General features: G+C 55.4%; 12 protein-coding genes. 2 read left to right on the forward strand and 10 right to left on the reverse strand.

All coding sequences use genetic code 11. The features are described from left to right. Positions 1–21: 21 nt before the first annotated feature. Positions 22–12267, reverse strand: coding sequence for an Ig-like domain-containing protein (locus AC0V6W_RS05625; RefSeq protein WP_486148006.1), 12246 nt, complete (start codon positions 12265–12267; stop codon positions 22–24). Between the two features lie 781 nt (positions 12268–13048). On the opposite strand from AC0V6W_RS05625, the gene AC0V6W_RS05630 reads away from it, so the two are divergent. Further along, entirely contained in the window at positions 13049–14212 is a 1164-nt protein-coding gene (locus AC0V6W_RS05630; protein ID WP_486148008.1) for a tyrosine-type recombinase/integrase, read from the forward strand. A 171-nt stretch (positions 14213–14383) separates the two neighbouring features. Next, positions 14384–15735 (forward strand): IS3 family transposase gene (locus tag AC0V6W_RS05635; protein WP_486148010.1). Its coding sequence is split into 2 segments (ribosomal slippage): positions 14384–14720 and positions 14720–15735, totalling 1353 coding nucleotides; the frame shifts between segments, so codons are not numbered across the junction. A gap of 31 nt (positions 15736–15766) precedes the next feature. Here AC0V6W_RS05635 and AC0V6W_RS05640 read toward each other — a convergent pair. From AC0V6W_RS05640 to AC0V6W_RS05680, 9 genes are all read right to left on the reverse strand, one after another. Next, a complete protein-coding gene (locus AC0V6W_RS05640; RefSeq protein WP_486148012.1) occupies positions 15767–16000 on the reverse strand; it encodes a hypothetical protein in 234 nt (77 codons plus the stop codon). Positions 16001–16156: 156 nt separating this feature from the next. Further along, on the reverse strand, positions 16157–17479 hold the full coding sequence (locus AC0V6W_RS05645; RefSeq protein WP_486148014.1) for a site-specific DNA-methyltransferase: 1323 nt from the start codon (positions 17477–17479) through the stop codon (positions 16157–16159). Further along, positions 17472–17927, reverse strand: coding sequence for a phage terminase small subunit P27 family (locus tag AC0V6W_RS05650; protein ID WP_486148016.1), 456 nt, complete (start codon positions 17925–17927; stop codon positions 17472–17474). Before AC0V6W_RS05650 ends, AC0V6W_RS05645 begins: the two co-directional genes overlap by 8 nt. Positions 17928–18256: 329 nt before the next feature. Next, positions 18257–18742: a helix-turn-helix domain-containing protein gene (locus tag AC0V6W_RS05655; protein ID WP_486148018.1), complete on the reverse strand. Its 486-nt coding sequence runs from the start codon at positions 18740–18742 to the stop codon at positions 18257–18259. Further along, positions 18729–18947, reverse strand: a complete 219-nt coding sequence (locus AC0V6W_RS05660; RefSeq protein WP_486148020.1) for a helix-turn-helix domain-containing protein — start codon at positions 18945–18947, stop codon at positions 18729–18731. Before AC0V6W_RS05660 ends, AC0V6W_RS05655 begins: the two co-directional genes overlap by 14 nt. 61 nt (positions 18948–19008) lie before the next feature. Continuing rightward, the gene (locus tag AC0V6W_RS05665; RefSeq protein WP_486148022.1) at positions 19009–19638 is read right to left on the reverse strand and encodes a hypothetical protein; all 630 of its coding nucleotides are present in this window, start codon (positions 19636–19638) and stop codon (positions 19009–19011) included. Between the two features lie 204 nt (positions 19639–19842). Next, the gene (locus tag AC0V6W_RS05670) at positions 19843–20637 is read right to left on the reverse strand and encodes an SDR family NAD(P)-dependent oxidoreductase (protein ID WP_486148024.1); all 795 of its coding nucleotides are present in this window, start codon (positions 20635–20637) and stop codon (positions 19843–19845) included. A gap of 33 nt (positions 20638–20670) precedes the next feature. Then, positions 20671–21819, reverse strand: a complete 1149-nt coding sequence (locus AC0V6W_RS05675) for a CaiB/BaiF CoA transferase family protein (RefSeq protein ID WP_486148026.1) — start codon at positions 21817–21819, stop codon at positions 20671–20673. Next, complete coding sequence (locus AC0V6W_RS05680) at positions 21816–22952, reverse strand: acyl-CoA dehydrogenase family protein (protein WP_486148028.1); 1137 nt, start codon at positions 22950–22952, stop codon at positions 21816–21818. The genes AC0V6W_RS05675 and AC0V6W_RS05680 overlap by 4 nt, the downstream gene beginning before the upstream one ends. Between the last annotated feature and the right edge of the window lie 112 nt (positions 22953–23064).

The following is a 23064-nucleotide window of genomic DNA, read 5'->3' on the forward strand; positions in this document are numbered from 1 at the left end:
GAGTTTCGTCGTTGAATTTTCTTAACTGAAGGCTGCGAGCAATGCGCTCGCCTCGTCGTCTTTTTCCGAATTGACCTTGGCCATAAGCGCATCAAGCGTGTCCGCTTTCGCCGCTTGGTCGCCGCCGCCATTATCAAGCTGAATTTCGCCGGTCGCCCCTTGGATTACGACGGCTGTCTCGGCCGTTTCGCCATTTTCAAGAACAGCGCGAACGATCAATCGAATCGCTTCTGCATCAACCGGACGCTCTATGATCGCCAGACCGCGTGCATCCATGCGGATCCAGTCAGGCAGAGGCGATCCATCGCGGGTCACCAGCTGAAATTCGACAATGCGCGGCGCGTTTTCGGGGCCAATGTCGCGCATTTCGACATAGACCACACGGTCGCGCACAATGCTCTCGATCATAAACAGTTCATTGCCTGTCGTAAGCTGACGGACAGAGAACCCGGTGAGGCTTTCCGGAATGAAATCACCGAAGCGCGGGTCGAACAATCGGTCGACACCAAACCGGATATCGCGAATATCATCGATGTAACGCGTTACGTCACCGATCGGGCTGCCCTGCACATCCAGCGTGCCCAGCCCGCGCAGAGAATTGATGTTGTTAACGGCGGTCAGCAAAGGCTGATCGACATTCAATGTGCCTGTGCCGCGAAGATCGCGGAAACCATTTGCCGTATCAAGGATGACAAGCGGCGCTGCGATAAACTGATCATCTTGGTCAATCTCGCGGTTGGTCCGCTCCAAATCAGGGAAGCCGCCACTGGGATCCTGATTGATCAGGAACGAAATATCCGCGGTTGCCTGAACCACAGTGACAATCGCGGTTGATGCCACAAACCCGCCATTACCATCAGACGCAATGTAATTGATGGTCGCAATGCCATCGAATTCAGGCGGCGCGGTGAATGACAAAGTGCCATCGGGATTGATAACAACTTCGCCCACATCTGTTTCTGCAAAGAAGATATTGAGCGGATCGCCATCGGGATCGCTGGAATTGGCCAGCACATCCAAAATACGCTCGCCCCCGCTGATGACAGTGAATGCTTCGTCGTCATCAATCGGTGTTTCGGTGATGGGGTTGACCGTGACGGTGATCGTCGCGGTGGACGTGCCGCCATTGCCATCATCGATGGTGTAAGTGATCGTATCGGTGCCAAAGAAATCGGCATTGGGCGTATAGGTGATCGATCCGTCCGGATTGATCGTGACCGTGCCATTTTCAGCAGAAGCTTCAGTAACCGTCAGCGGATCGCCATCCGCATCGGTGTCGTTCACCAGTTCAGGAATGGTGACCGAACCGTCCTCGTCAACGCTGGTTACGTCATTGCCTGCAACAGGCGGATCATTAACCGGGTTCACCGTTACTGTGACCGTCACCGTATCAAACCCGCCCATGCCGTCGCTCACCTGATAGGTGATCGTGTCGGTGCCGTTAAAATCGGGATTGGGCGTATAGGTCAGCGTACCGTCGGGGTTGATGGTGACCGTGCCGTTGGGCGCATTGGCAGACACGATGGTAAGCGGATCGCCATCCACATCGCTGTCATTGGTGAGAGCGGGAATGGTGACAGGCGTGTCTTCATCGGTGGAGGCGGTATCATCAACACCGACAGGGGGGTCATTCACCGGCGCGACATTCACAGTGACAGTCGCGGTTGCCGTGCCGCCCATGCCATCATCAATGGTGTAGGTGATAGTGGTGGGGCCGTTGAAATCGGGATCGGGGGTAAACGTGATCGTCCCGTCAGGATTGATGGTGACCATGCCATCGGGCGATGTAGCATCTGTCACCGTTAGCGGATCGCCATCCAGATCGCTGTCATTGGCGAGCACGGGAATGGTAATGGGCTGATCTTCGGCCGTATTGACAGTGTCATCTTGTGCGACGGGTCCGTCATTCACGGGGTCAACCGTAACAGTAATCGTCGCGGTGTCTGTGCCGCCATTGCCATCACTGATGGTGTACGTGATGACATCGGTCCCATTAAAATCGGGATCGGGCGTGTAGGTTACGGTGCCGTCAGCGTTGATGACGACCGCTCCGTTGCCAGCGCTCGCATCGATCACTTCGAGCGGGTCGCCGTCCACATCGCTGTCATTCACAAGCGGCGGGATGGTAACGGGCGTATCCTCATCAGTGGTTGCTGTGTCATCCACTGCAACCGGCGGATCATTCACAGCGCCAACATCAACCGTTACGGTTGCGGTGGCTGTGCCGCCCATGCCATCATCAATGGTGTAGGTAATGGTGGCAGGTCCGGTAAAGTCCGGATCGGGCGTGAAAGTGATCGATCCATCGGGATTGATAGTAACGGTGCCATCGGGCGATGCCGCATCGGTCACCGCCAACGTATCGCCATCCACATCGCTATCATTGCTGAGCACGGGGATGGTGACAGGCGTGTCTTCGGGTGTTGCGGCGGTATCATCCATGGCAACAGGGGGGTCATTCACCGGGGTCACGGTGACAGTGACGCTCGCCGTGTCGGTCCCGCCCATGCCATCGCTGATGGTGTAAGTGATGGTGTCTGTGCCGCTGAAATCAGGGTCAGGCGTGTACGTCACTGTGCCATCGGGATTGATCGTGACGGTTCCATTGGGCGCGCTTGCACTGGTTACGGTGATCGGATCACCGTCGACATCGCTGTCATTGACCAGCACGGGAATAGTGACGGGGGTGTCTTCATCGGTGACGGCGCTGTCATCCTGCGCAACCGGCGGATCGTTCACCGGGTTCACAGTTACAGTCACCGTCGCATTGGCCGTGCCGCCATTGCCATCGCTGATCGTGTAGCTGATCGTATCGGTGCCATTGAAATCAGGGTTCGGCGTGTAATCAATCGTGCCATCGGGCAGGATCACCACCGTGCCATTGGGCGCGCTGGCGGTAACAACGCTCAGCGCATCGCCATCGGGATCGCTGTCATTGTCCAGCACGTCGATATTGACGAGCGTGTCCTCATCGGTTGTCGCTGCATCATTTTGAGCGACAGGCGCGGGATTGGTTATGCTCCAGGTGAACGTGGTGCTGACAGTGCCGCCATTGCCATCATCGGCTGTGATCGTCACGTCGTAGATACCGTCACCGCCAGGCCCGCCAATGGAGGCACCTGGATCAATCGTGCCGGTGATATTGCCGCCCGCATCAATCGAAAGCCCTGCTGGCAATCCGCTGGCGGTGAAAGACAGCATGTCACCGTCCACATCGTCAAAACTGCCGGACACATCGATATTGATGGGTTCAGCATCGGCATTCGCGCGCGGTGGCAGAGGCTGCGCAGTTGGGGCATCATTCGCAGCCCCCACTGTCACTGTGACAATCGCGGTTGATGTGCCGCCCTGCCCATCAGTGATCTGGTAAGTGATCGTATCGGTGCCGTTGAAATCAGGATCAGGCGCATAGGCCAAGGTTCCATCCGGGTTGATAGTCACTGTGCCATTGGGCGCGCTTGCCGATACGACCGTTAGTGCATCGTTATCGGGATCATTGTCATTCGCCAGCACATCGATAGAGGCAATAGGCGTATCTTCGGTTGTCGATGCGGTGTCATTCGCCGCGGCGGGGCCGGGATTGGTGACAGTCCAAACGAACATGATATCGGTCGTGCCGCCATTGCCATCATCGGCTGTGATAATGGCTGAATAGACGCCGCCATTGACCTGGCTTGCATCAGGATCAATTGTGCCGGTGATCAATCCTGTATTGGCATCAATGCTGAGCCCTGCGGGCAGATTGCTGATGCTGTAAGTCAGCGCATCGCCTTCGATATCGCTAAAGAATGCAGATGCATCAATCGCAATCACGTCGCCATCTTCATCAGCGCGGTCAGGGACATTGGTGGCAATCGGCGCGTCATTGACAGGATCAATCGTGATCGTTGCAACCGCCGTTGCCGGATCGCCATTGGCATCCTCAATCGTGTAGGTGACGGTCGCCGTGCCGACAAAGTTTGCATCGGGCGTAAAAGTGATCGTACCATCGGGATTGACCACTGCCACGCCGTTTGTCGCCGTTGCAGCAATCACTGTGATGGGCGTTGTCGGATCGCCATCAGGATCAATATCATTGGCAAGCACATCCATAGTGATGGGCGTGTCTTCGTCCGTCGTGAAATTGTCATTCACGGCCGTTGGCGGCTCGTTATTGATCGTCCAGGTGAATGTGGTGGAGGTGACCCCGCCATTGCCATCATCGGCTGTCACGGTGACACTGTAAATACCATCGCCACCTGGCCCGCCTGTTGATGCGGTCGGGTCTGTCGTTCCTGAAACCAGCCCCGTTGCAGGATCAAAGGTTAGCCCTGCTGGAAGGCCTGTGACATTGAAAGTCAGCGGATCGCCATCTGGATCGTTGAACGCAGGGGCAAGCGGGACGCTGATCGCCTCGTTATTGCCATCAACCAGATCGGGCAGACCCACCGTTACAGGCGCATCATTCACAGGGTTTACAGTGACTGTGACAGTCGCTGTCGATGTGCCGCCTTCGCCATCATCAATGGTGTAGACGATGGTGTCGGTGCCGTTGAAATCGCCATTGGGTGTGTAAGTGACGGTGCCATCGGCGTTGATGATGACTGTGCCGTTATTCGCGCTGGCCGCAGTAACGGTGAGAGTATCGCCATCAGGATCATTGTCATTGGCAAGGACGGGGATGGTAACCGGCACATCTTCATCGGTTGTCGCGGTGTCATCTGATGCGACAGGCGGCGGGTTGCCAATGGTCCAGACAAAGGTGGAACTGGCCGTGCCGCCATTGCCATCATCAGCGGTGACGGTGACGGTATAGAGGCCATTTGCACCGGGTCCGCCCTGGCTCGCTGAATTGTCGATTGTGCCCGTGATATTGCCATTGGTATCAATCGACAGGCCGGGGGGAAGCCCGGCCGCGGTAAAGGTGAGCGTATCGCCATCAATATCATCAAAATTGCCCGACACATCCAGCGCAATCGCATCGCCATCTTCATCGGTTTGATTGGTCAATTGCGGATCAGCAACAGGCGCATCATTTTGCGGGTTTACCGTCACGGTAACAGTGGCCGTGTCCGTCCCGCCTTCGCCATCGCTGATGGTGTAAGTGATCGTGTCCGTGCCGTTAAAGTCGGGATCAGGTGTGTAATTGATCGTCCCATCGGGATTGATCGACACGGTCCCGTTATTCGCTGATCCAGAAATGACCGTCAGATCATCGCCATCAGGATCGCTGTCATTGGCCAGAACATCAATATCGACCGGCGTATCTTCATCGGTTGCCGCGGTGTCATCCGCCGCATCTGGCGCGGGGTTCGTCACTGTCCAGCTAAACGTTGAGCTGACCGTGCCGCCATTGCCATCATCGGCGGTAACGGTAATCGAATAAATGCCATCACCGCCCGGCCCGCCCTGGCTGGCGGAATTGTCGATTGTGCCGGTGATCTCGCCCGTGGCAGGATCAATGCTGAGGCCCGGCGGAAGGCCGGTTGCCGCAAATGTCAAAGTGTCGCCATCGACATCGCTGAAATTGCCAGCGACCGGCAGGGATACGCTGTCTGCATCCACATTGTTCTGCGCGGTGATCGGCGCCGCAACAGGTGCATCGTTGACAGGATCGACCGTGACAGTGACCGTAGCGGTCGATGTTCCGCCTTCGCCATCGCTGATCGTATAGGTGATGGTGTCGGTGCCATTAAAATCGGGATCGGGCGTGTAAGTGACAGTGCCGTCCGCCTCAATCACAACCGTTCCATTGGCCGCAAGAGCGCTGGTAACCGCCAGATCATCGCCATCGGGATCGCTGTCATTAGCCAGCACGTCGATATTGACAGGCGTGTCCTCATCCGTCGCCGCGCTGTCATCAATTGCAACAGGAGCCGGGTTGGCCACTGTCCAGGTGAATGCGGATGTGACAGTCCCGCCATTGCCATCATCGGCTGTGACCGTGACAGTGTAGATACCATCGCCAGCAGGCCCGCCCTGGCTTGCTGAATTGTCGATAGTGCCGGTGATGTTGCCGTTTGCATCAATCGACAGGCCCGACGGCAGACCCGCCGCGCTGAATGTCAGTGTGTCGCCATCAACATCGCTAAAATTGCCTGACACATCCAGAGTGACAGGCGCATCGTCATTGTTGCTTTGCGGGGCAATGGGCGCGGCAACCGGCGCATCATTGTCAGGCGTTACCGTGATCGTCGCGGTGGAGGTAGAGAACCCGCCATTGCCATCACTGATCGTGTAAGTGATTGTATCTGTGCCGTTAAAATCGGGATCAGGCGTATAAGTGACGGTCCCATCGCCATTGATAACCACTGTGCCATTGGGGGCATTGGCCGCTGTAATGGTCAAAGGATCGCCATCGGCATCAGTATCGTTTCCGATCAGATCAACCGTAACAGGCGTGTCTTCATTGGTGGTGCCCATATCGGGATTTGCCACAGGCGGATCGTTGATCGGATTGACCGTGACATCGACAATCGCTGTCGCAGTGCCGCCATTACCATCGGAAATTTCATAAGTGATGGTGGTGTTACCGTTGAAATCAGGATTTGGCGTGAAAGTGATCGTGCCATCGGGGTTGATGACAACCGTGCCATCGGGCGATGCCGCGCTTGTTACAGTCAGCGGATCACCATCCACATCGCTGTCATTGCCCAGCACGCCGATCGTAACGGGAGTGTCTTCATCCGTCGTCACCGCATCATCAACCGCCACTGGCGGATCGTTGACCGGATTGACTGTCACCACCACCGCAGCGGTTGAAACACCGCCATTGCCGTCGCTTATTTCATACGTGATCGTATCGGTGCCGTTAAAATCAGCATTGGGCGTGTAAGTCAGCGTGCCGTCCGCTTCGATCACCACAGTCCCGTTGGGCGCGCTGGCCGATATAACGGTGAGCGGATCGCCATCAGGATCTGTGTCATTGCCCAGCACATCGACATTCACCGATGTCTCTTCATCGGTGGTCGCTGCATCATTGCTGGCCGTGGGCGCAGGATTGGTGACAGTCCAGCTGAATGTCTGGGAAACGGTGCCGCCATTGCCATCATCAGCCGTCAGCGTAACGGCATAAACACCGTCGCCCGCTGGTCCGCCCTGGCTTGCATCAATATCGAGAGTGCCCGAAATAATGCCAGTGGCCGGGTCAATTGTAAGGCCCGGAGGCAAACCCGTGGCCGAGATGGTGAGCGTATCGCCATCAACATCATCAAAAAAGCTATCCGTCGCGACAGAAACGGACTGGTTATCCTCATTCACCACATCGGGGATGGCCACTGCTGTTGGTGCGTCGTTTTCGCCGGTCACGGTGACAACCAAAGTCGCCGTTGCAACACCGCCCTGCCCATCGCTTACCGTGTAAGTGACAGTGGCATCGCCGTTAAAATCGGGATCGGGCGTGAAAGTGACTGTCCCATCGGCATTCACCACAACTGTGCCATTGTCGCTGTTGGCGCTGGTAATGGTCAACGGATCGCCATCAGGATCGCTGTCATTGGCCAGCACCGCCACGGTGACAGGCGTGTCCTCAGCCGTGGTGGCCGTATCATTTTGCGCGATGGGCGGGATGTTCTGGATCGAATAGACGAATTGTGTGCTGACCTGTTCGCCAGATGGATCGGTCGCTGTCACAGTGACAATAAACGGCCCGTTTTGCGAAGAATCCGCTGCCAGTGTGCCTGAGATTACGCCGGTAACCGGATCAATCGTCAAAGCCGGCGGCAGGCCTGTCGCTGTGAATGTCAACGCATCGCCATCGACATCGTTAAACGCGCTTGCCGTGGGGATTGAAACGGTCTGGCTGTCTTCGCCGTTTTGATTGGGCAGACCAACGGTTGTCGGCGCATCATTGACGGGCGCAACGACCACATCGACGCTGGCAGAGCTTTCCCCGCCCTCCCCATCGCTGATGGTATAGACAATCGTGTCCGTCCCGTTGAAATCAGGATTGGGTGTGTAAACCAGCGTGCCATCGGGATTGATTGTGACAGTGCCATTGCCCGCGCTGGCCGAAATCACGGTCAGATCATCGCCATCGGGATCTACATCATTGGCAAGCACGTCGATGTTGACAGGCGTGTCTTCATCGGTGGTCGCATTGTCATTGCTGGCAATGGGCGCAGGGTTTGCAACCGTCCATTCAAATGTCTGCGAAATGGTTCCGCCGCGTCCATCATCCGCCGTCACAGTGACCGAATAAACACCACCATTCACCTGGCTGGCGGAATTATCAATCGTGCCCGAAATGATGCCCGTCACAGGATCAATCGTCAGCCCGGCAGGCAGGCCCGTTGCCGAAAAGGACAGCGCGTCGCCATCAGGATCATTGAACGCCCCTGCAACCGGCAGATTGATCGCCTGATCATCCAGATTGCTCTGATCGCCGATGGAACCGCTTGTCATCGGCGTATCATTGATATCCGCCACAGTGACATTCACGGTCGCGATTGACGTTCCGCCATTCCCATCGGAAATTTCATAAGTGATGGTGTCAGTGCCGTTGAAATCCGGGTTCGGAGTGTACGTGACGGTTCCATCGGGATTGATCACAACCGTTCCGTTTTGCGCATCGGCAGACGTAACGGTCAGCGGATCACCATCAGGATCATTGTCATTGGCCAGCACGTCGATTGTAACGGGCGTATCTTCGTCAGTGGACGCGCTGTCATTGCTGGCAAGCGGGGGCGGGTTCGATACGTTGAACGTGATCGTTTCGGTCGTTGTCCCGCCATTGCCATCATCGACTGTGATGGTGGCTGTGTAGACGCCGCCATTGGTCTGGCTGGCATCAGGAGTGATCGTGCCCGATATCACACCTGTGACAGGATCAATCGACAGACCCGGCGGCAAATCGGCCGCACTAAAGGTGAGAGTATCGCCTTCGACATCGGTGAAGGAACCGGCGACCGGCACCGAAATCGTTTCGCCATCCTGCACATTTTCCGGCGGAATTGGCGTGGAAATGGGCGCATCATTCACCGCGCCCACAGTGACGACGACCTGAGCCTGCGATGTTCCACCTTCGCCGTCGCTGATTGTATAGGTGATCGTGGCGGTGCCGTTAAAGTTTGCAGGCGGCACAAAATTGATCTGATTGCCCACCAAGGTGGCCTGACCCACCGATGCAACTGCCGATATCACATTGATCACATCGCCATCAGGATCGCTATCATTGGGCAAGACATCGATAAGAACAGGCGTGTCTTCATTGGTACTCGCCGTGTCATCAACCGCGATAGGCACGGGATTGGTGATGGTCCAGCTGAAGGTTTGCGTTGCCGATAAACCGCCTGCATCGGTCGCCGTCACTTCGATGGAATACACCCCGCCAGCGCCGCCCTGGCTCGCTGAATTGTCGATAGTGCCGGTGATCTCGCCAGTGGCGGTGTCAATGGAAAGGCCGGGAGGAAGCCCGGCCGCGCTGTAAGTGAGCGATGCGTTATCGACATCGCTAAACCCGCCAGAGGTATTAACGCTGATCCCGCCATCTGCATCCACATTGGTTTGCGGCGGCAATGTCCCGGCTGCCACAGGTGCATCATTCACCGCGTCCACGGTAACGGTAACAGTGGCCGTCGATGTGCCGCCTTCGCCATCGCTGATAGTGTATGTCACGGTATCAGTGCCGTTAAAATCAGCATCAGGCGTATAGGTTATCGTGCCATCCGCATTGATGACCACGCTGCCATTGGGCGCGCTTGCCGATGTTACGGTCAGATCATCGCCGTCAGGATCTGCGTCATTGCCCAGCACGCCGACAGTGACGGGCGTGTCCTCATCAGTCGATGCGGTGTCATCATTGGCCGCAGGGCCAGGATTGGTGACAGTCCAGCTGAAATTCTGGGCCGCGCTCAGCCCGCCTGCATCCGTCGCCGTGACCACGATGCTATAAACACCCGCAGCGCCGCCTTGGCTCGCCGAATTGTCAATCGTGCCAGTGATCTCGCCAGTGGCCGTATTGATGGAAAGACCGGGCGGCAGACCGGCCGCGCTGTATGTCAGCGATGCATTGTCGACATCGCTAAACCCGGCAGAGGTATCAACGCTGATCCCGCTATCGGCATCCACATTGGTTTGCGGGGGAAGGTTACCCGCAGTCACGGGCGCATCATTGACCGCATTCACCACAATCGGGACAATGGCTGTATCTGTCCCGCCTCGTCCATCGCTGATTGTGTAAGTGATCGTATCCGTGCCGCTAAATTCGGCATTGGGCGTGTAATTCAGCGTACCATCGGGATTGATCGTGACCGTCCCATTGCTCGCATTCGCCGCCGTGACGGTAAGCACAGCGTCATCGACATCGCTATCATTGGCCAGCACATCGATATTGGTGATCGGCGTGTCTTCATCGGTGGTCTGCTGCGGATCATCCACCGCTATGGGCGGATCGTTAACCTCGACAACCTTGATCGTTGCGGTCGCGACATTCGATGTCAGCGCGGCATTTTCAAAGCTGATATCAATCAACCGATCAGCCTGACTGGGAAATTCGCCCACAGTCTCAAATGTGACAGCCTGAAGCGCCGCCTGATATTGTGCGGCAGTCGCAGGACCGCTCAAAATGATCTCGGTTGCCGTGCGCGTGTAGGCAATGCCGCCCGCCAAAGTGCCCGATGCCGCAGCTGAGCCATTGACCAGCAAGCCATCACCCGCCTGCGCATTGGTCAGCGTTATGCTCGCGCCTTCAACTTGGCCATTGGGATTGGTGATCGTGACATCGCTATCGACAATCGACACGCCAGCGCTGTTTTCAACATAGGTGCCCATATAGGCAGACCCTGCCGCCGTGCTGTTATTGCCATCCAGATCGAGCCTTGGGATCGAAACGGTTGTGCCGCCAGTGCCCAGATTGAAATCCGCATCGCCATCATGCCGGAAAAACGCGCCGCCAAATCCATTGGCAAGGTTGTATTCAATGGTGAAGCTGTTGGTATCGAGCCAGTTGAAACGAGCAGCGGAAGGTACACCGCCGCTCTCGTTCTGCGAGCCTGATGCGGTAACCTCGCCCGGAACCGAGGTGTCAAACAGGACATTGGAGCCATTGGCAGCCTCAAACGAGGACAAAGTATCGGTGTCGATCACCAGAAACTCGCGCGTCTCCGGCCCTCCAGCGCCGTCAATATCTGCGACAGTGAAATTCACATCAACATTGGCAGGTGCACCAGTGGCAGTGAAGAAGATGTCCCAGCGAACCTCAACCGTGCCTAGCCCAGCAGAACTGCCTTTGCGCAGGAACACGCCAAAATCATCGCCCGGCCCGCTGAATTGGACATCATCGCCGGCGGTCAAAGCCGTTACCGTCGCTCTGACACTGATTTGCTGGCCGTTGACCGTCGCGACATCAAACCAAACAGCAGAGGATCCAACCGCTGTCAGGCGCGTATTGTCCGCCACCTGATTGCCGTTTTCATCAAAGACATCAAAAGCGCCTGTGACAAATGCCGCTGGCGCCAGCAGGCCATACCAATCCTGTGCAACCAGAGTGGCAGCCTCAATCTGGCCTACCCGGTTTTCCAGCGTCCAATCCCCGCCGCGCAGGATATGGCCGGTATCATCCACCGATGCGGCAATATCTGCGCCCGTGATCGCGGCCAGATTGTTGAGCAAGGCCTGACCCGCCTCATCCGCCCCGACATCACAGCCATAAAGAAGGATGTCGCCATCGACCGAAAGCTTTGCACCGATTGATGCGAATACGCCTGCCAATTCGCCGGTCAACGCCGCGTTATCAATGCGTGTATCACCCAGCCAAAACATGCCATCTTCGCCGTGGCTGACGATGTGAATGGCTCCGATATCGCTTTGCCCGGCAAGAGCAGAAAGAACCTGATCCACCCCATCAGATCCGGCATCGATCAGAACGATCGTGCCGCGCCCTTGCCAGGTTTGGACCAGCTCCTGATAGTTTTCGATGCTGGTGTCGATGAAGATAAAGTCATTCGCCGCGCCTGCGGCGAGCGGCACCGCAAGGCTGTGGTCAAAGCCAAAATCCGCCGCATTTCCTCGCTCGGAACCGAAATACGCCGCTTCCCTTGCATCAACCGCATCATCCGCGCGATCACCATGCCCGCCGGCGTCTAGATCACCCAAATCAACCGGATCGCCAATCGCCCCCGATTTTGCGGGCAGTGCGGTGTAGGCCCCGTCGCGAGCAACCACGCTTTGCGGATCCATCGCAATCGGCCCCACCAAGGCGGACGTCATAGGAATATGATCGAGCGTCTGCGCGCTTTGTGCCGCATCGACGCTAAGCGCAGTGACTACGCCCGCACCGTCAAACATCATTCGAGGCTCAAGCGCCAAAAGATGAGACTTGCGCTTTGTTTTGCTTTTCACCGCAGACCCCTCAAACCGTTTAAAAATCGCCTAAGTAGAAGACGCATTTTCTGGCAATTGCTGCATCACCCAAGATTAGCACAAAGCCAAATCATGACCAGACGAGCTGTGTCCAAATGCCGACGAATTTCGTGAACAAGTCTTCTCAATCGCTTAAAAAAGCCATGGTTTTACAATAATTAACCAAGCGATATCTGCCTAACTCAGTGCAGGAACGGGATTTGATATCGATCCAACCGTTCAAATTGGAGGCAAAAGATCGGCGAAAAATCGGCAAGAGGGCCTGAACCGTTCGCGGCTCTTCATCGAACAATTTGAACCGCAAGCTCGCTAAAAAACTCTGTCCTTACAGGCGGCAAACTGGCCAAAGAAGCCCAGCCGCCGCGGCCCGGTGCAATGATCATCACCGGCCTTGCTCACATATATGTCCGCAGAACGAAAAAAGCCCCACTGTCACCAGTGAGGCATATCCTAAAATGGGTCTGCAAAATTGCTGGTTGCGGGAGTAGGATTTGAACCTACGACCTTCAGGTTATGAGGGCTATTCGCGACTCATACGTCGCCATACGTTCTATTGCCTTTAGTTACTTGTTTTCAGCATGTTAGATTGACTGTTGGAGCGGGTTAGTCCTGTGTCGCTCCGCACGGTTTCGCTACGGTTCGTTCCCTCCTGCTTCCTATTTGCTTCCGGATCGAGCCTCGAAACCAGAACTGGTAACAAGAGGTCCAATTGGCAAAGCTCACCAAAAGGCAAATCGAAGCGCTCGAACCATCTGGGAAAGACTATTTCGTCTGGGATAGCGAGCTGTCGGGACTTGGTATTCGTATCTTTCCAACCGGAAGAAAGCAATTTGTCCTGCAATATCGATTTGGCAAAACTTCTCGGCGGATGAGCTTGGGGCGCTTTGGGGCTATAACGCCCGACCAAGCAAGAGGCTTAGCACTGGAAGCACTGGTCAAGATCAGGAACGATGTGGACCCACAATATGAGAAACGTCAGCGCCGCGATGCCATCACCGTATCAGAGCTGGCACAGCGATTTGACGATGAACACATTGCCGTAAGGTTGAAGGCCAGTACGGCGAAGGAGTACCGGCGCAATCTCAAACTCTTCATCCTGCCGGCGATCGGGCACCTTCGCGTGATTGATGTGACCCGTGCCGATATTGCCAAGTATCACCATGATTGGCGTCATCGTCCCTATCAGGCTAATCGCAACATTGAGATCATTTCTAAGATGTTCAATCTGGCAGAGCTCTGGGGGCTTAGGCCTGATGGGACGAACCCTCGCAAGCATATCAAAAAGTACCCTGAGAAGAAGCGAGAGCGCTACTTCTCGGCTGGCGAACTTCAATCGCTAGGCCGCGTACTCGCTGATATGGAGGAAGAGCGGATCGAACTGCCTTCAGCCATCGCTGCGATTAGACTGCTTCTTTTCACCGGTTGTCGCCTCGGTGAAATTCTCAAACTGCGCTGGGAGCACGTCGACCTATCAAATTGCGCACTACAGCTGCCGGACTCAAAGACCGGAGCTAAGGTCGTACACCTAGGATCGGCTGCAATAGAGGTATTGAGTGAAATCGAGAGAATTGAGGGCAACCCGTTTGTAATCATTGGCCGGAACCCGGGTGCACACCTGACCGATCTCCAGCCGTTCTGGCAGCGACTTCGAGGCCGCGCCGGATTAAAGGATGCGCGGATCCACGATCTACGCCACACGTTTGCTTCCGTGGCAGTGAGCAACGGCCAAGGTCTCCCGATGATTGGAAAGCTGCTTGGCCATACCCAAGTCCAGACGACTGCGCGCTACGCTCACCTCGCTAACCAACCAGTTTTGCAAGCAGCCAATGATGTATCCGCGCTGATCAATGAGCAGCTTCGCAATACGAACTAGCGCTTCGGGATTGGCCGGTAGAGAAAATGCTCAATGGGCGTCGGCTTTGCTCCCCAATTTCGCTCATTCCGATGGTCGATCAGCTGTTCCCCGTCAGCGTTTGTGAGACAGATTGAGGTGATTGGATAGAGGAGTGTTTTGGTCTCATCGTAGTGACTGTAAGGAACGAAGATGAGATCAAAACGAGCAAATTCCAAAGCACCTGCTGAGCGGGTGGTGAAGGATATCAGGCGCAAAACGCGGCGTCAGTTTTCAGCGGAAGAGAAGATACGGATCGTGCTTGAGGGCCTGCGCGGCGATGACAGTATTGCCGAGCTGTGTCGCAAGGAGGGCATAGCCCAGAGCCTGTATTACACCTGGTCGAAGGAGTTCATGGAGGCAGGCAAGCGCAGGCTTGCTGGCGATACTTCGCGTGCGGCGACCACTGACGAGGTGAAGGACCTGCGCCGGGAAGCGCGTGATCTGAAGGAGGTTGTGGCTGAGCAGGCGCTGGAGTTGCGTCTGCTCAAAAAAAGCACAATCGGGGATGGGGGAGACGAAGAATGAGATACCCCGCCTCTGAGAAGCTGGAGATCATCAGGCTGGTCGAGCGATCCCATCTACCAGTGAAGAAGACACTGGACATGCTGGGCGTTGCCCGTCCTACCTTCTATCGTTGGTACGACCTCTATCAGCGCTTCGGTGAAGCGGCGTTGGAGGATCAAAAGCCCGGACCACAGCGCGCATGGAACCGTGTCCCTGAGACCATCCAGCAGCAGATCGTCGATATGGCGTTGGAGTACAGCGAGCTATCGCCCAGAGAGCTGGCGGTGCGCTTCACCGACGAGAAGCGCTACTTCGTGTCTGAAGCCACGGTTTACCGGCTGCTTAAGGCGCACGATCTGATCACCAGCCCTGCCTATACCGTGATCAAGGCTGCTGATCAGTTCCACACCCAGACAACACGTCCGAACGAGATGTGGCAGACAGACTTTACCTACTTCAAGATCATCGGATGGGGTTGGATGTATCTATCGACCGTGCTGGATGATTACTCGCGCTACATCATCGCCTGGAGGCTATGCACGACCATGAAGGCCGAAGACGTCACCGAGACGTTGGATATGGCTCTGCAAGCATCGGGCTGCGACCACGCCCACGTCAAGCACAGGCCAAGACTGCTATCCGACAATGGGCCGAGCTACATTGCTGAAGAACTAGCCGACTATCTCGGCAAGAACGGCATGGATCATGTGCGTGGTGCGCCGTTCCACCCGCAGACCCAGGGCAAGATCGAACGCTGGCACCAGACACTCAAGAACCGTGTTCTACTGGAGAACTACTTCCTGCCCGGCGATCTGGAATGTCAGATCAAGGCCTTCGTCGAGCATTACAACCATCAGCGCTACCATGAGAGCCTCGACAACGTCACACCTGCCGACGCCTACTTCGGCAGGGCCGCAACCATCATCCAACGAAGAGAAAGGATCAAACGACAGACGTTAAAACATCGGCGCTTGCTTCACCGAAAGCTAGCCGCCTAAAACACATCAACCAGATGAGACCATACACTCGCTAAGCCAAAACCCAAGCGAGTCTCAATTTATCTGACGACGGACATGCTCGAATTTTGTGATTGTCGGTTTCCAAGCCTTCGAAATGATCTTCAAGGCGTTGACCAATCCGGGAAGTTATGTCGGGTTCCTCTGGCAAGCCCATCAAATGCTCGCGAACAATTTCATCGAGAGCTGAGCCGATTGCTTGCGACAAACGTCTACGTTCGTTCGGGTCACCGATCATAACAGTCATTTGTCTTAGTTAGAATGTCTATGGCTTTTGAAGCAAGATAGCGTTGGACAATTCTGGGATATAGTGGGTGACCACGTTAAAGGCTTGGCAGATAAGAGCGCTGTCCGTTTACCAGTAGAGTCGGTGCAAAGCGGTCAGTCGGCAGTCGGCCCAAAGTCAGACTGCGGTTATCCTAAGCGCTTCTTTTCCTGCAAATTCTTCCCAGCGTCGGACGATGACGTCGCAATAAATGGGATCCAGCTCGATCAATCTTGCACTTAGTCCCAGCATATCGGCCGCGATCATCGTCGAGCCTGACCCGCCAAAAGGGTCTAAGACAACATCGCCTCTTTGCGCCGAATTCTTCAACATGGAACAGATGAGCTCTACCGGTTTCATCGTTGGATGATCAGACGAGAATTTGGGTTTGTCTGCTCGAATGATCGACGGCTCGATGGCTCGCGCAGTCAAGTTCTTGCCTTCAACGATGATCGTCTCGTTGCCCACGCGCACGCAAATTGAACCATCTTCATTCTCGGAGAAGATCCCACCGCCATACTCAGAAATCGTCGTCTGCTTACGGTCGCCGTGCCAGCTATGGGCTGCTCCAGGCTTCCAGCCATAGAGTATCGGATCGTGCTTCCACTGATAGTCTGAGCGCCCCAGCACCAACGAGTTCTTCTCCCAAACGAGGACACCAGAAAGCTTGAAGCCTGCCTCTTGGAAGGCTCGCCTAAAGTTCAATCCTTCCGTGTCCGAATGCGAGACATAGATTGAACCACCGGGCTCTAAAGATCCTGCCACGGACTCGAGGGAAGTGCGCAGGAGTTCCAAAAACTCATCGTCTTCGAGATCATCATTCTCAATGCGGCTTGCCCTGCTTTGGTAATTCACATTGTAGGGCGGGTCCGTCCAGCAGACGTTAGCGGATTCTCCTTCCATCAGGGTCTCATAGGTAAGAAGTTCGGTCGCATCGCCACAAATCAGCCGATGCTCGTCCAATTGCCAAACATCACCTAGCTTCGTGGTTGCTTCCTTTGGGTAATCTGGAACCTCGTCGGGCTCCTTCAAATAGTTGGACTCGATCGGCCCTAGCTCGCCCAATTCAGATTCTGAAAACCCAACGAGATTAACGGCAAAGCCGGCATCGCGCAGTTCGCCAAGTTCTGAGGCAAGCAAATGCTCATCCCAGCCTGCATTCTGCGCGAGCTTGTTGTCCGCGATCGCATAGGCTCGAATCTGCTCGTCACTCCAGCCCTCAGCGATCATCGCCGGCACTTGTTTGATGCCAAGCTCTTTCGCAGCTAGCACTCGCCCATGACCTGCAATAATCGTTCGATCTTTGGTGATCAGGATCGGGCTCGTCCATCCCCACTCCTCAATCGCTTTGGCGATTTGTCCGACCTGTTCTTCGCTATGGGTGCGTGCATTGTTCTCGAAAGCCTTGAGCGACTTAAGCTCAACTTTCAGAACATTTGATGCTGGCCAATGCTCAGTCATTGAACCAATCATCCTCAAGCTCTTCGGGCTCGTGGCTGTCCCGTACTCCCAGCCGTGCTCGTCCGGCCGGCGTAAACCCGAGCTCGCTCGCCGAGGATTGCAGATGCTGAGATTGCTTTGAGCGGACATAGTACCAAGGGCTTGGCATCGCCATGCCGTTGGGCGACCTGATGAGCTTAGGACCAGCCTCAAAGTTTTCGCTCGCTTCGCGAAAAGAAGCACAGGCGATCACATATTGAGCGAGAAGCGTTGTATCGATGTGTTGGAGCAATCCATAAGGTGCGTACTTCACGCAATGCGTCCAAGTCTTCTTCTGCTCCTTGGTGAGCCATGTAGGCGCGCGAGGCCGCCGCTGCTTGCCAGGCTCATGATGCGGTAGCTTTCTTTTCCCTGGGTTGCCTTCAACCAGTTTGAGGTGAACGGGCTTTGGTTTTCGGCCGTAAGGCATGGTCCTTGAGCTCCTTCATCTGCGTCTCATGAAGCTCGATTGAGGCCAGTAAGGCGAAAATGGTCAATCCGCGGCGTGGTCAAAGCGAAATGCCGAGTAAGCAGAGGTATATCCGCCAATGCGAAAACACTCTTAAGCGCGCGTTTCTGATCCGGAAAAGGGTGCGCCTGGATAAGAAAAATGGAGTCTTCCGAATCACTTAGACTCATGGGCCAGTTGCCAACCCCTATTCGCCATTTCGCGACCAGAGAAAATAAACACCCCCGCCGGTGTCCGCTTGAAAGGGGGTAAGGTTTTTGGCTCCCCCCGTCTCCTCAGACCTACCGAAATCAATCTCCCGCCTCGCCCCTCAAAAAGGGCAAGCGCGTTGCCACTTCACCAATGGAAGCGGATCGTTTCAGACGCTCGATTTTCCCCAACCTGTCCACAGGAGGCGATGCTTCTCTTTTTTTGTTTTGGGATTCACCATCAGGATTCTGCAGGTCAAATCGACTTGGCTGCCCAGTGCATTTCGAGGCGTGCCACGATCTTGGTTTTCCACCAGGGAAGACCCGATAGGTCCATGTTGCTCGTCCGCTCTTACCGTCAATTCGAACCAGTCGGGCTGCCTCGACCAAATGTCGAATTTTTCGAGTCACGGTCGAACGCTTCACGCCAGTTGATCGGGCGATTGTATCGATGGCCAAGAAGCATATCCCAGTTGTGTTTGCCGCTCGGCACATGATCAGGAATACGAGTTTGGTATTGCCGCAGATCCCAAAGTCTTCGAAGGCTAAATCGAGAAGCCTTTTCGGACAGCGTCTACCCTTCGCCATGGTTGGCTCCTGGCTTCATATCCCCGAGATCTTCAAAGCGGATGATCGCCTCACGCCGGTAAAGGACCTTGCTACCAACCTTCGTAAAGGTTGGGCCAATACCCTTATACCTCCAGCCCTCAAGCGTTCTAAGGTTGGTGCGCAACCGATCGGCGACCTCAGTTGGGGTCAGATATGCGGGTAAGTCTTCTCTGCTGTTGTTCACGTTCCGGCTCCTTGTGATTCGTGCCGGTACGCAAATAAGAGCAATCAAATCTGGACAGTCACTACTGGTTGTACAACTTTCTTTCCGCGTAAAAGTCGGCCTTCACTGTCGAAGGGGAGACAAACAGTCTATTCGCCACTGTTCGAAACGCTTGCGATTTCGAAGCACCTTTTTCAAGCTCAGCGCAGACGCTTTGGTATCTCAAATACTTCGGATGCCTGGCACGACTCTTCGGTCCTTCCGCCTGCCTGCGTTTAGTTTCTTGGGCCTTCTCAACAAAACCATCCCAAGCTTCTTTGAGACGGAGTTCTGACAATGTCTCGCCTACCAACATGGCTAATTCCAGAGCGTTTTCAGCTTTTCTTTCCTCAATAGTCAGCTCAGCCTGCTTCGAGTAGATAACGATCCTTCTAAGGTACCAGCCGTAAGATTCATGCTTCCTAAAATGGGCGTTGTAGGCGTCGAATTCGATCCCTCGCTCTGCCAAGTCCGTTTCAAGAGCATCAAGCTCCTCCCTCGCTAGCTCAATCAATCTTGCCCTTGTGCCCCATAGTTTTCCCACATCACGAAGCGCGCCTTCAAGCGCCTCGATAAGCTCTTGTGCCGTTTCTTTGTTATTCCACGGGATAGGAGCTGATTCCTGCCTTCTGGTGATTCCGGAACCAACGGCACGAGTGTTTCTCTTGGTCATTTAAAGACCTTACAAGCAGACGACCAGATTCACGAGCTTGGACAGCCGCTAGAAAAATAACGCCGTTTATGATAGGGGGTTGCTTCAAAGAGGCACTCGCCCAATGCCGGCAAACTCTGGAAAGCTTAGAGACATGCTTTTCCCACGATTGGGCGTATTTGACTGGTTCGGGATGCCCTTGAACCCGGTCGAGAGCCATTCTGCTCAGAGCGCGAGCGTAAATCCGCCGTTGACTGGATATGTCTGCCCGCTGATCCATGAACTCGCATCAGAGGCGAGGAAAAGCGCCATGTTGGCAATGTCATCGGGCTCGCCCGGACGCCGGACGATGTAGCGGGAGAACATCTTTTTCACCCGCTCAGCATCGGCCAATTGCGCTTCGATTGCCGGCGTGCGGGTGGCGGAAATTGCTATGCAATTTGCGTTGACCTGAAACCTTGCAGCGGTGCGGGCGACGCTGCGCATAAAGCCTGCTGCGCCGGCTTTTGCACCAGCATACATTTCAAGTCCTGCATCGCCATTGCGCGCAGCATCAGAGATGATCGTAATAATACGCCCCGGAGCGTTTCGCTCGATCAAATCAGGCATTACGGCAGCGGTGCAATTCATAACGCCATAAAGGTTGACGCCGATCGACTGGTTCCAAACTTCTGGCCCGGTTTCCCAAAACGGCTTCATCACATCTGCGGTCGGGTTTGCCCCCATATTGCCAGCATTGTTGATCAGCGTCCCAACCGGACCCAAGTCGGCTTTGACTTTTGCTACCATATCTTTGACCGCATCAAGATCGGTCACGTCGCTCTGAACCGTAATCGCTTTGCCGCCTTCTGCGCGGATTTCTTCGGCAACCGCCTCTGCCCGATCGAGATGGTAGTCGTTTACAGCAACGCCGCCGCTGTTGTGGGCCGACAGGTGAAGGGCGATCTGCCTGCCCACGCCTTGCCCTGCGCCCGTGACCAGTGAAACCCGGCCTGATTGATCGAGCATGTCTTTGTCCATTTGCTAAGATCCTCTCAAAGACGTCTTCGTCATTTACGACGCTGACACTATTCCATTTTCAATAAGGTGTTCGATCTCATTGGCGCTGTACCCGGCACCGCTGAGAATTGTTCTAGAGTCTTTACCCCTTGGCGGGGGCGCCTGCGGAGCAGCGCTGGTGTCGCGTGAAAATTCGGGCGCGGGCTTGGTCTGCAACACGTCGTCCACGCGGTGATAGACGTGCCGGTGCGCCATATGAGGGTGCTGTGCTGCTTCATCAGGGGCAAGGACAGGAGCAAAGCAGCTGTCCGTGCCTTCAAGAAGTGATTGCCAATGCGCGCGCGGCTGGCTTGCAAAAAGCCGAGTGAGTTCATCGCGGAGCTCAGGCCAAAGGGCCGGATTGAGCTGCCCTCTTGTAAAGCGCTCATCTGCACCGAGCCCAATCCGCTCTATAAGTTCGGCGTAGAATTGCGGCTCAAGCGGGGCGATATTGATCCAACCGCCATCAGCGCAAGGGTAGCTTTGACCGGCCCAGTGCGAGCTGTCGAAGCCTTGCGCATTTCTGGCAAAATCGCCGCCGCCGGACGCTATCATTGATAGAAGCAGATTGAGGAGGTTCGCCGATCCGTCGACGATTGCGGCATCGACGACTTGGCCCTGTCCACCTGATCTTACGCGCAGTATGCCGGACAGGATTCCGAGCGCCAGATAGAGCGCTCCGCCAGCGATATCGCCAAGCACTGTAGAAGGCGCCTGCGGAGCGCTGCCTGATGCTCCGGCGTACCAAAGCGCGCCTGACAGGGCTGTGTAGTTGCTATCATGTCCAGCCGCCTGGGCGAGCGGTCCGGTCTGCCCCCAACCAGTCATACGACCGTAAACCAGCGACGGATTGCGCTCCAAACACACGTCCGGGCCGAGGCCTAGCCGCTCCATTACGCCGGGCCGCATTCCTTCGATGAGCGCATCAGCATTTGAGATGAGTTTGAGCACGACTTGGGAAACGCCAGGTGCTTTGAGATCGAGCACAATCGAGCTTTTGCCGCGGTGGTATATCTGGTTAGGCCGCGCTTTGCCCATGTCTGAGGCGGGACGCTCAATAGCGATGACCTCCGCGCCTAAGTCGGCAAGCAACATGCCGCAAAACGGCCCCGGACCAATGCCCGAGATTTCAATGATTTTGACCCCGGCAAGAACACCCGTCATTTTAGCAATTGCCGCGCCATTACCCGGTATTTGTGGACTTCGGTTGGCCCTTCATAAATGCGAGCCAGCCTTTGGCCATCGAACCAATGGGCAAGCGGGCTCTCATAGGTGCCGCCCGCACCGCCGTGGATTTGGATCGCGCGGTCGATGACTTTGCCCACCATTTCGGTGCAGACCATCTTGATCATGCTCGCCTCTACCCGCGTGTCATGGCCTTGGTCGGCCTTTTCCGCGCAGGCATACATCATCAAACGGTTTTGTTGGATCTCAATCCAGCTGTCGACAATCATCGACTGGATAGCCTGTTTCTCGCTCAATGCGCTGCCAAAAGCGTTGCGCGTTTTGGCATAGTCCACCATCATTTCGTAACAGCGTTGAGCGATGCCCAAGGCGCGTGCGCCAACCTCGAAGCGGGCTGCAGAGAGTGCCTTTTGCGCCCCTTTGAAACCAGCGCCTTCACCGCCGATCAGTGAAAGCTCATCCACTTTGCAATCGTCAAAGATCAGCTGATGGGTTTTAAACTGGCCCAGCATTGGAATTTCACGAGCGGTAATACCCGGATTGTCCGTCTCGACGCCAAACATGGAAATCCCAGCGGCTCCTTTGCCCTTCTCGGTGCGAGCAACAACAAAGACATAATCAGCGTGAGCGAAGTTGCTGATCCAAATCTTGTCACCATTAATAACCCACCCACTCGCATCTGGGTCGCGCTTTGCGCTGGTGTTGACGGACATGGCCGGGTCGGCGCCGCCACTGGGTTCGGTCTGAGCAAAACAATGCCGCTTTTCGCCAGCAAGAAGCGGGTCAAGATACCGCTTCTTCTGCTCGCCTTCCAAACCGTAAAGATTGGTGAGCGTACTGCTTCCCCCGAATTGGAGCTCGGCCAGGCACTTACATTTCTCTTCAAAGATGGCGAGGTAGGTGACAATCGGCAACTCAATTCCGCCTAGCGATTTCGGTGCTGTCAGACCCCAAAGGCCAGCCGCTTTTGCAGCATCGCGTCCGGGCGCAAAGTCATCAGGGACAAGCGTTTCGCCCGCCAATATACGCCTTTCAAGCGGCACTTGATGATCTTTGACCAATCGCCGGACCAGATCAACAATCGCCGTCGTTTCCTCCGAAAATTGGTACATGCGCGGATTTCCTCACCCAATGGGACATTGCTCTTGACTCATCATCAAGCATGATACTTGTTGGCCGTCAAATATATTGTGAGCCGGGAAAAGGCCGCTGAGTATTAGGGAT

Source organism: Erythrobacter sp. JB1-7 (assembly GCF_057365015.1).

What these genes read in the sequence shown, in the direction of transcription:
- AC0V6W_RS05650 (WP_486148016.1), bottom strand. Translation starts at nt 17,927, where the DNA reads ATGCCTTACGGCCGAAAACCAAAGCCCGTTCACCTCAAACTGGTTGAA.
- AC0V6W_RS05640 (WP_486148012.1), bottom strand. Translation starts at nt 16,000, where the DNA reads ATGACTGTTATGATCGGTGACCCGAACGAACGTAGACGTTTGTCGCAA.
- AC0V6W_RS05655 (WP_486148018.1), bottom strand. Translation starts at nt 18,742, where the DNA reads ATGGCGAAGGGTAGACGCTGTCCGAAAAGGCTTCTCGATTTAGCCTTC.
- AC0V6W_RS05675 (WP_486148026.1), bottom strand. Translation starts at nt 21,819, where the DNA reads ATGACGGGTGTTCTTGCCGGGGTCAAAATCATTGAAATCTCGGGCATT.
- AC0V6W_RS05645 (WP_486148014.1), bottom strand. Translation starts at nt 17,479, where the DNA reads ATGACTGAGCATTGGCCAGCATCAAATGTTCTGAAAGTTGAGCTTAAG.
- AC0V6W_RS05680 (WP_486148028.1), bottom strand. Translation starts at nt 22,952, where the DNA reads ATGTACCAATTTTCGGAGGAAACGACGGCGATTGTTGATCTGGTCCGG.
- AC0V6W_RS05665 (WP_486148022.1), bottom strand. Translation starts at nt 19,638, where the DNA reads ATGACCAAGAGAAACACTCGTGCCGTTGGTTCCGGAATCACCAGAAGG.
- AC0V6W_RS05670 (WP_486148024.1), bottom strand. Translation starts at nt 20,637, where the DNA reads ATGGACAAAGACATGCTCGATCAATCAGGCCGGGTTTCACTGGTCACG.
- AC0V6W_RS05625 (WP_486148006.1), bottom strand. Translation starts at nt 12,267, where the DNA reads ATGATGTTTGACGGTGCGGGCGTAGTCACTGCGCTTAGCGTCGATGCG.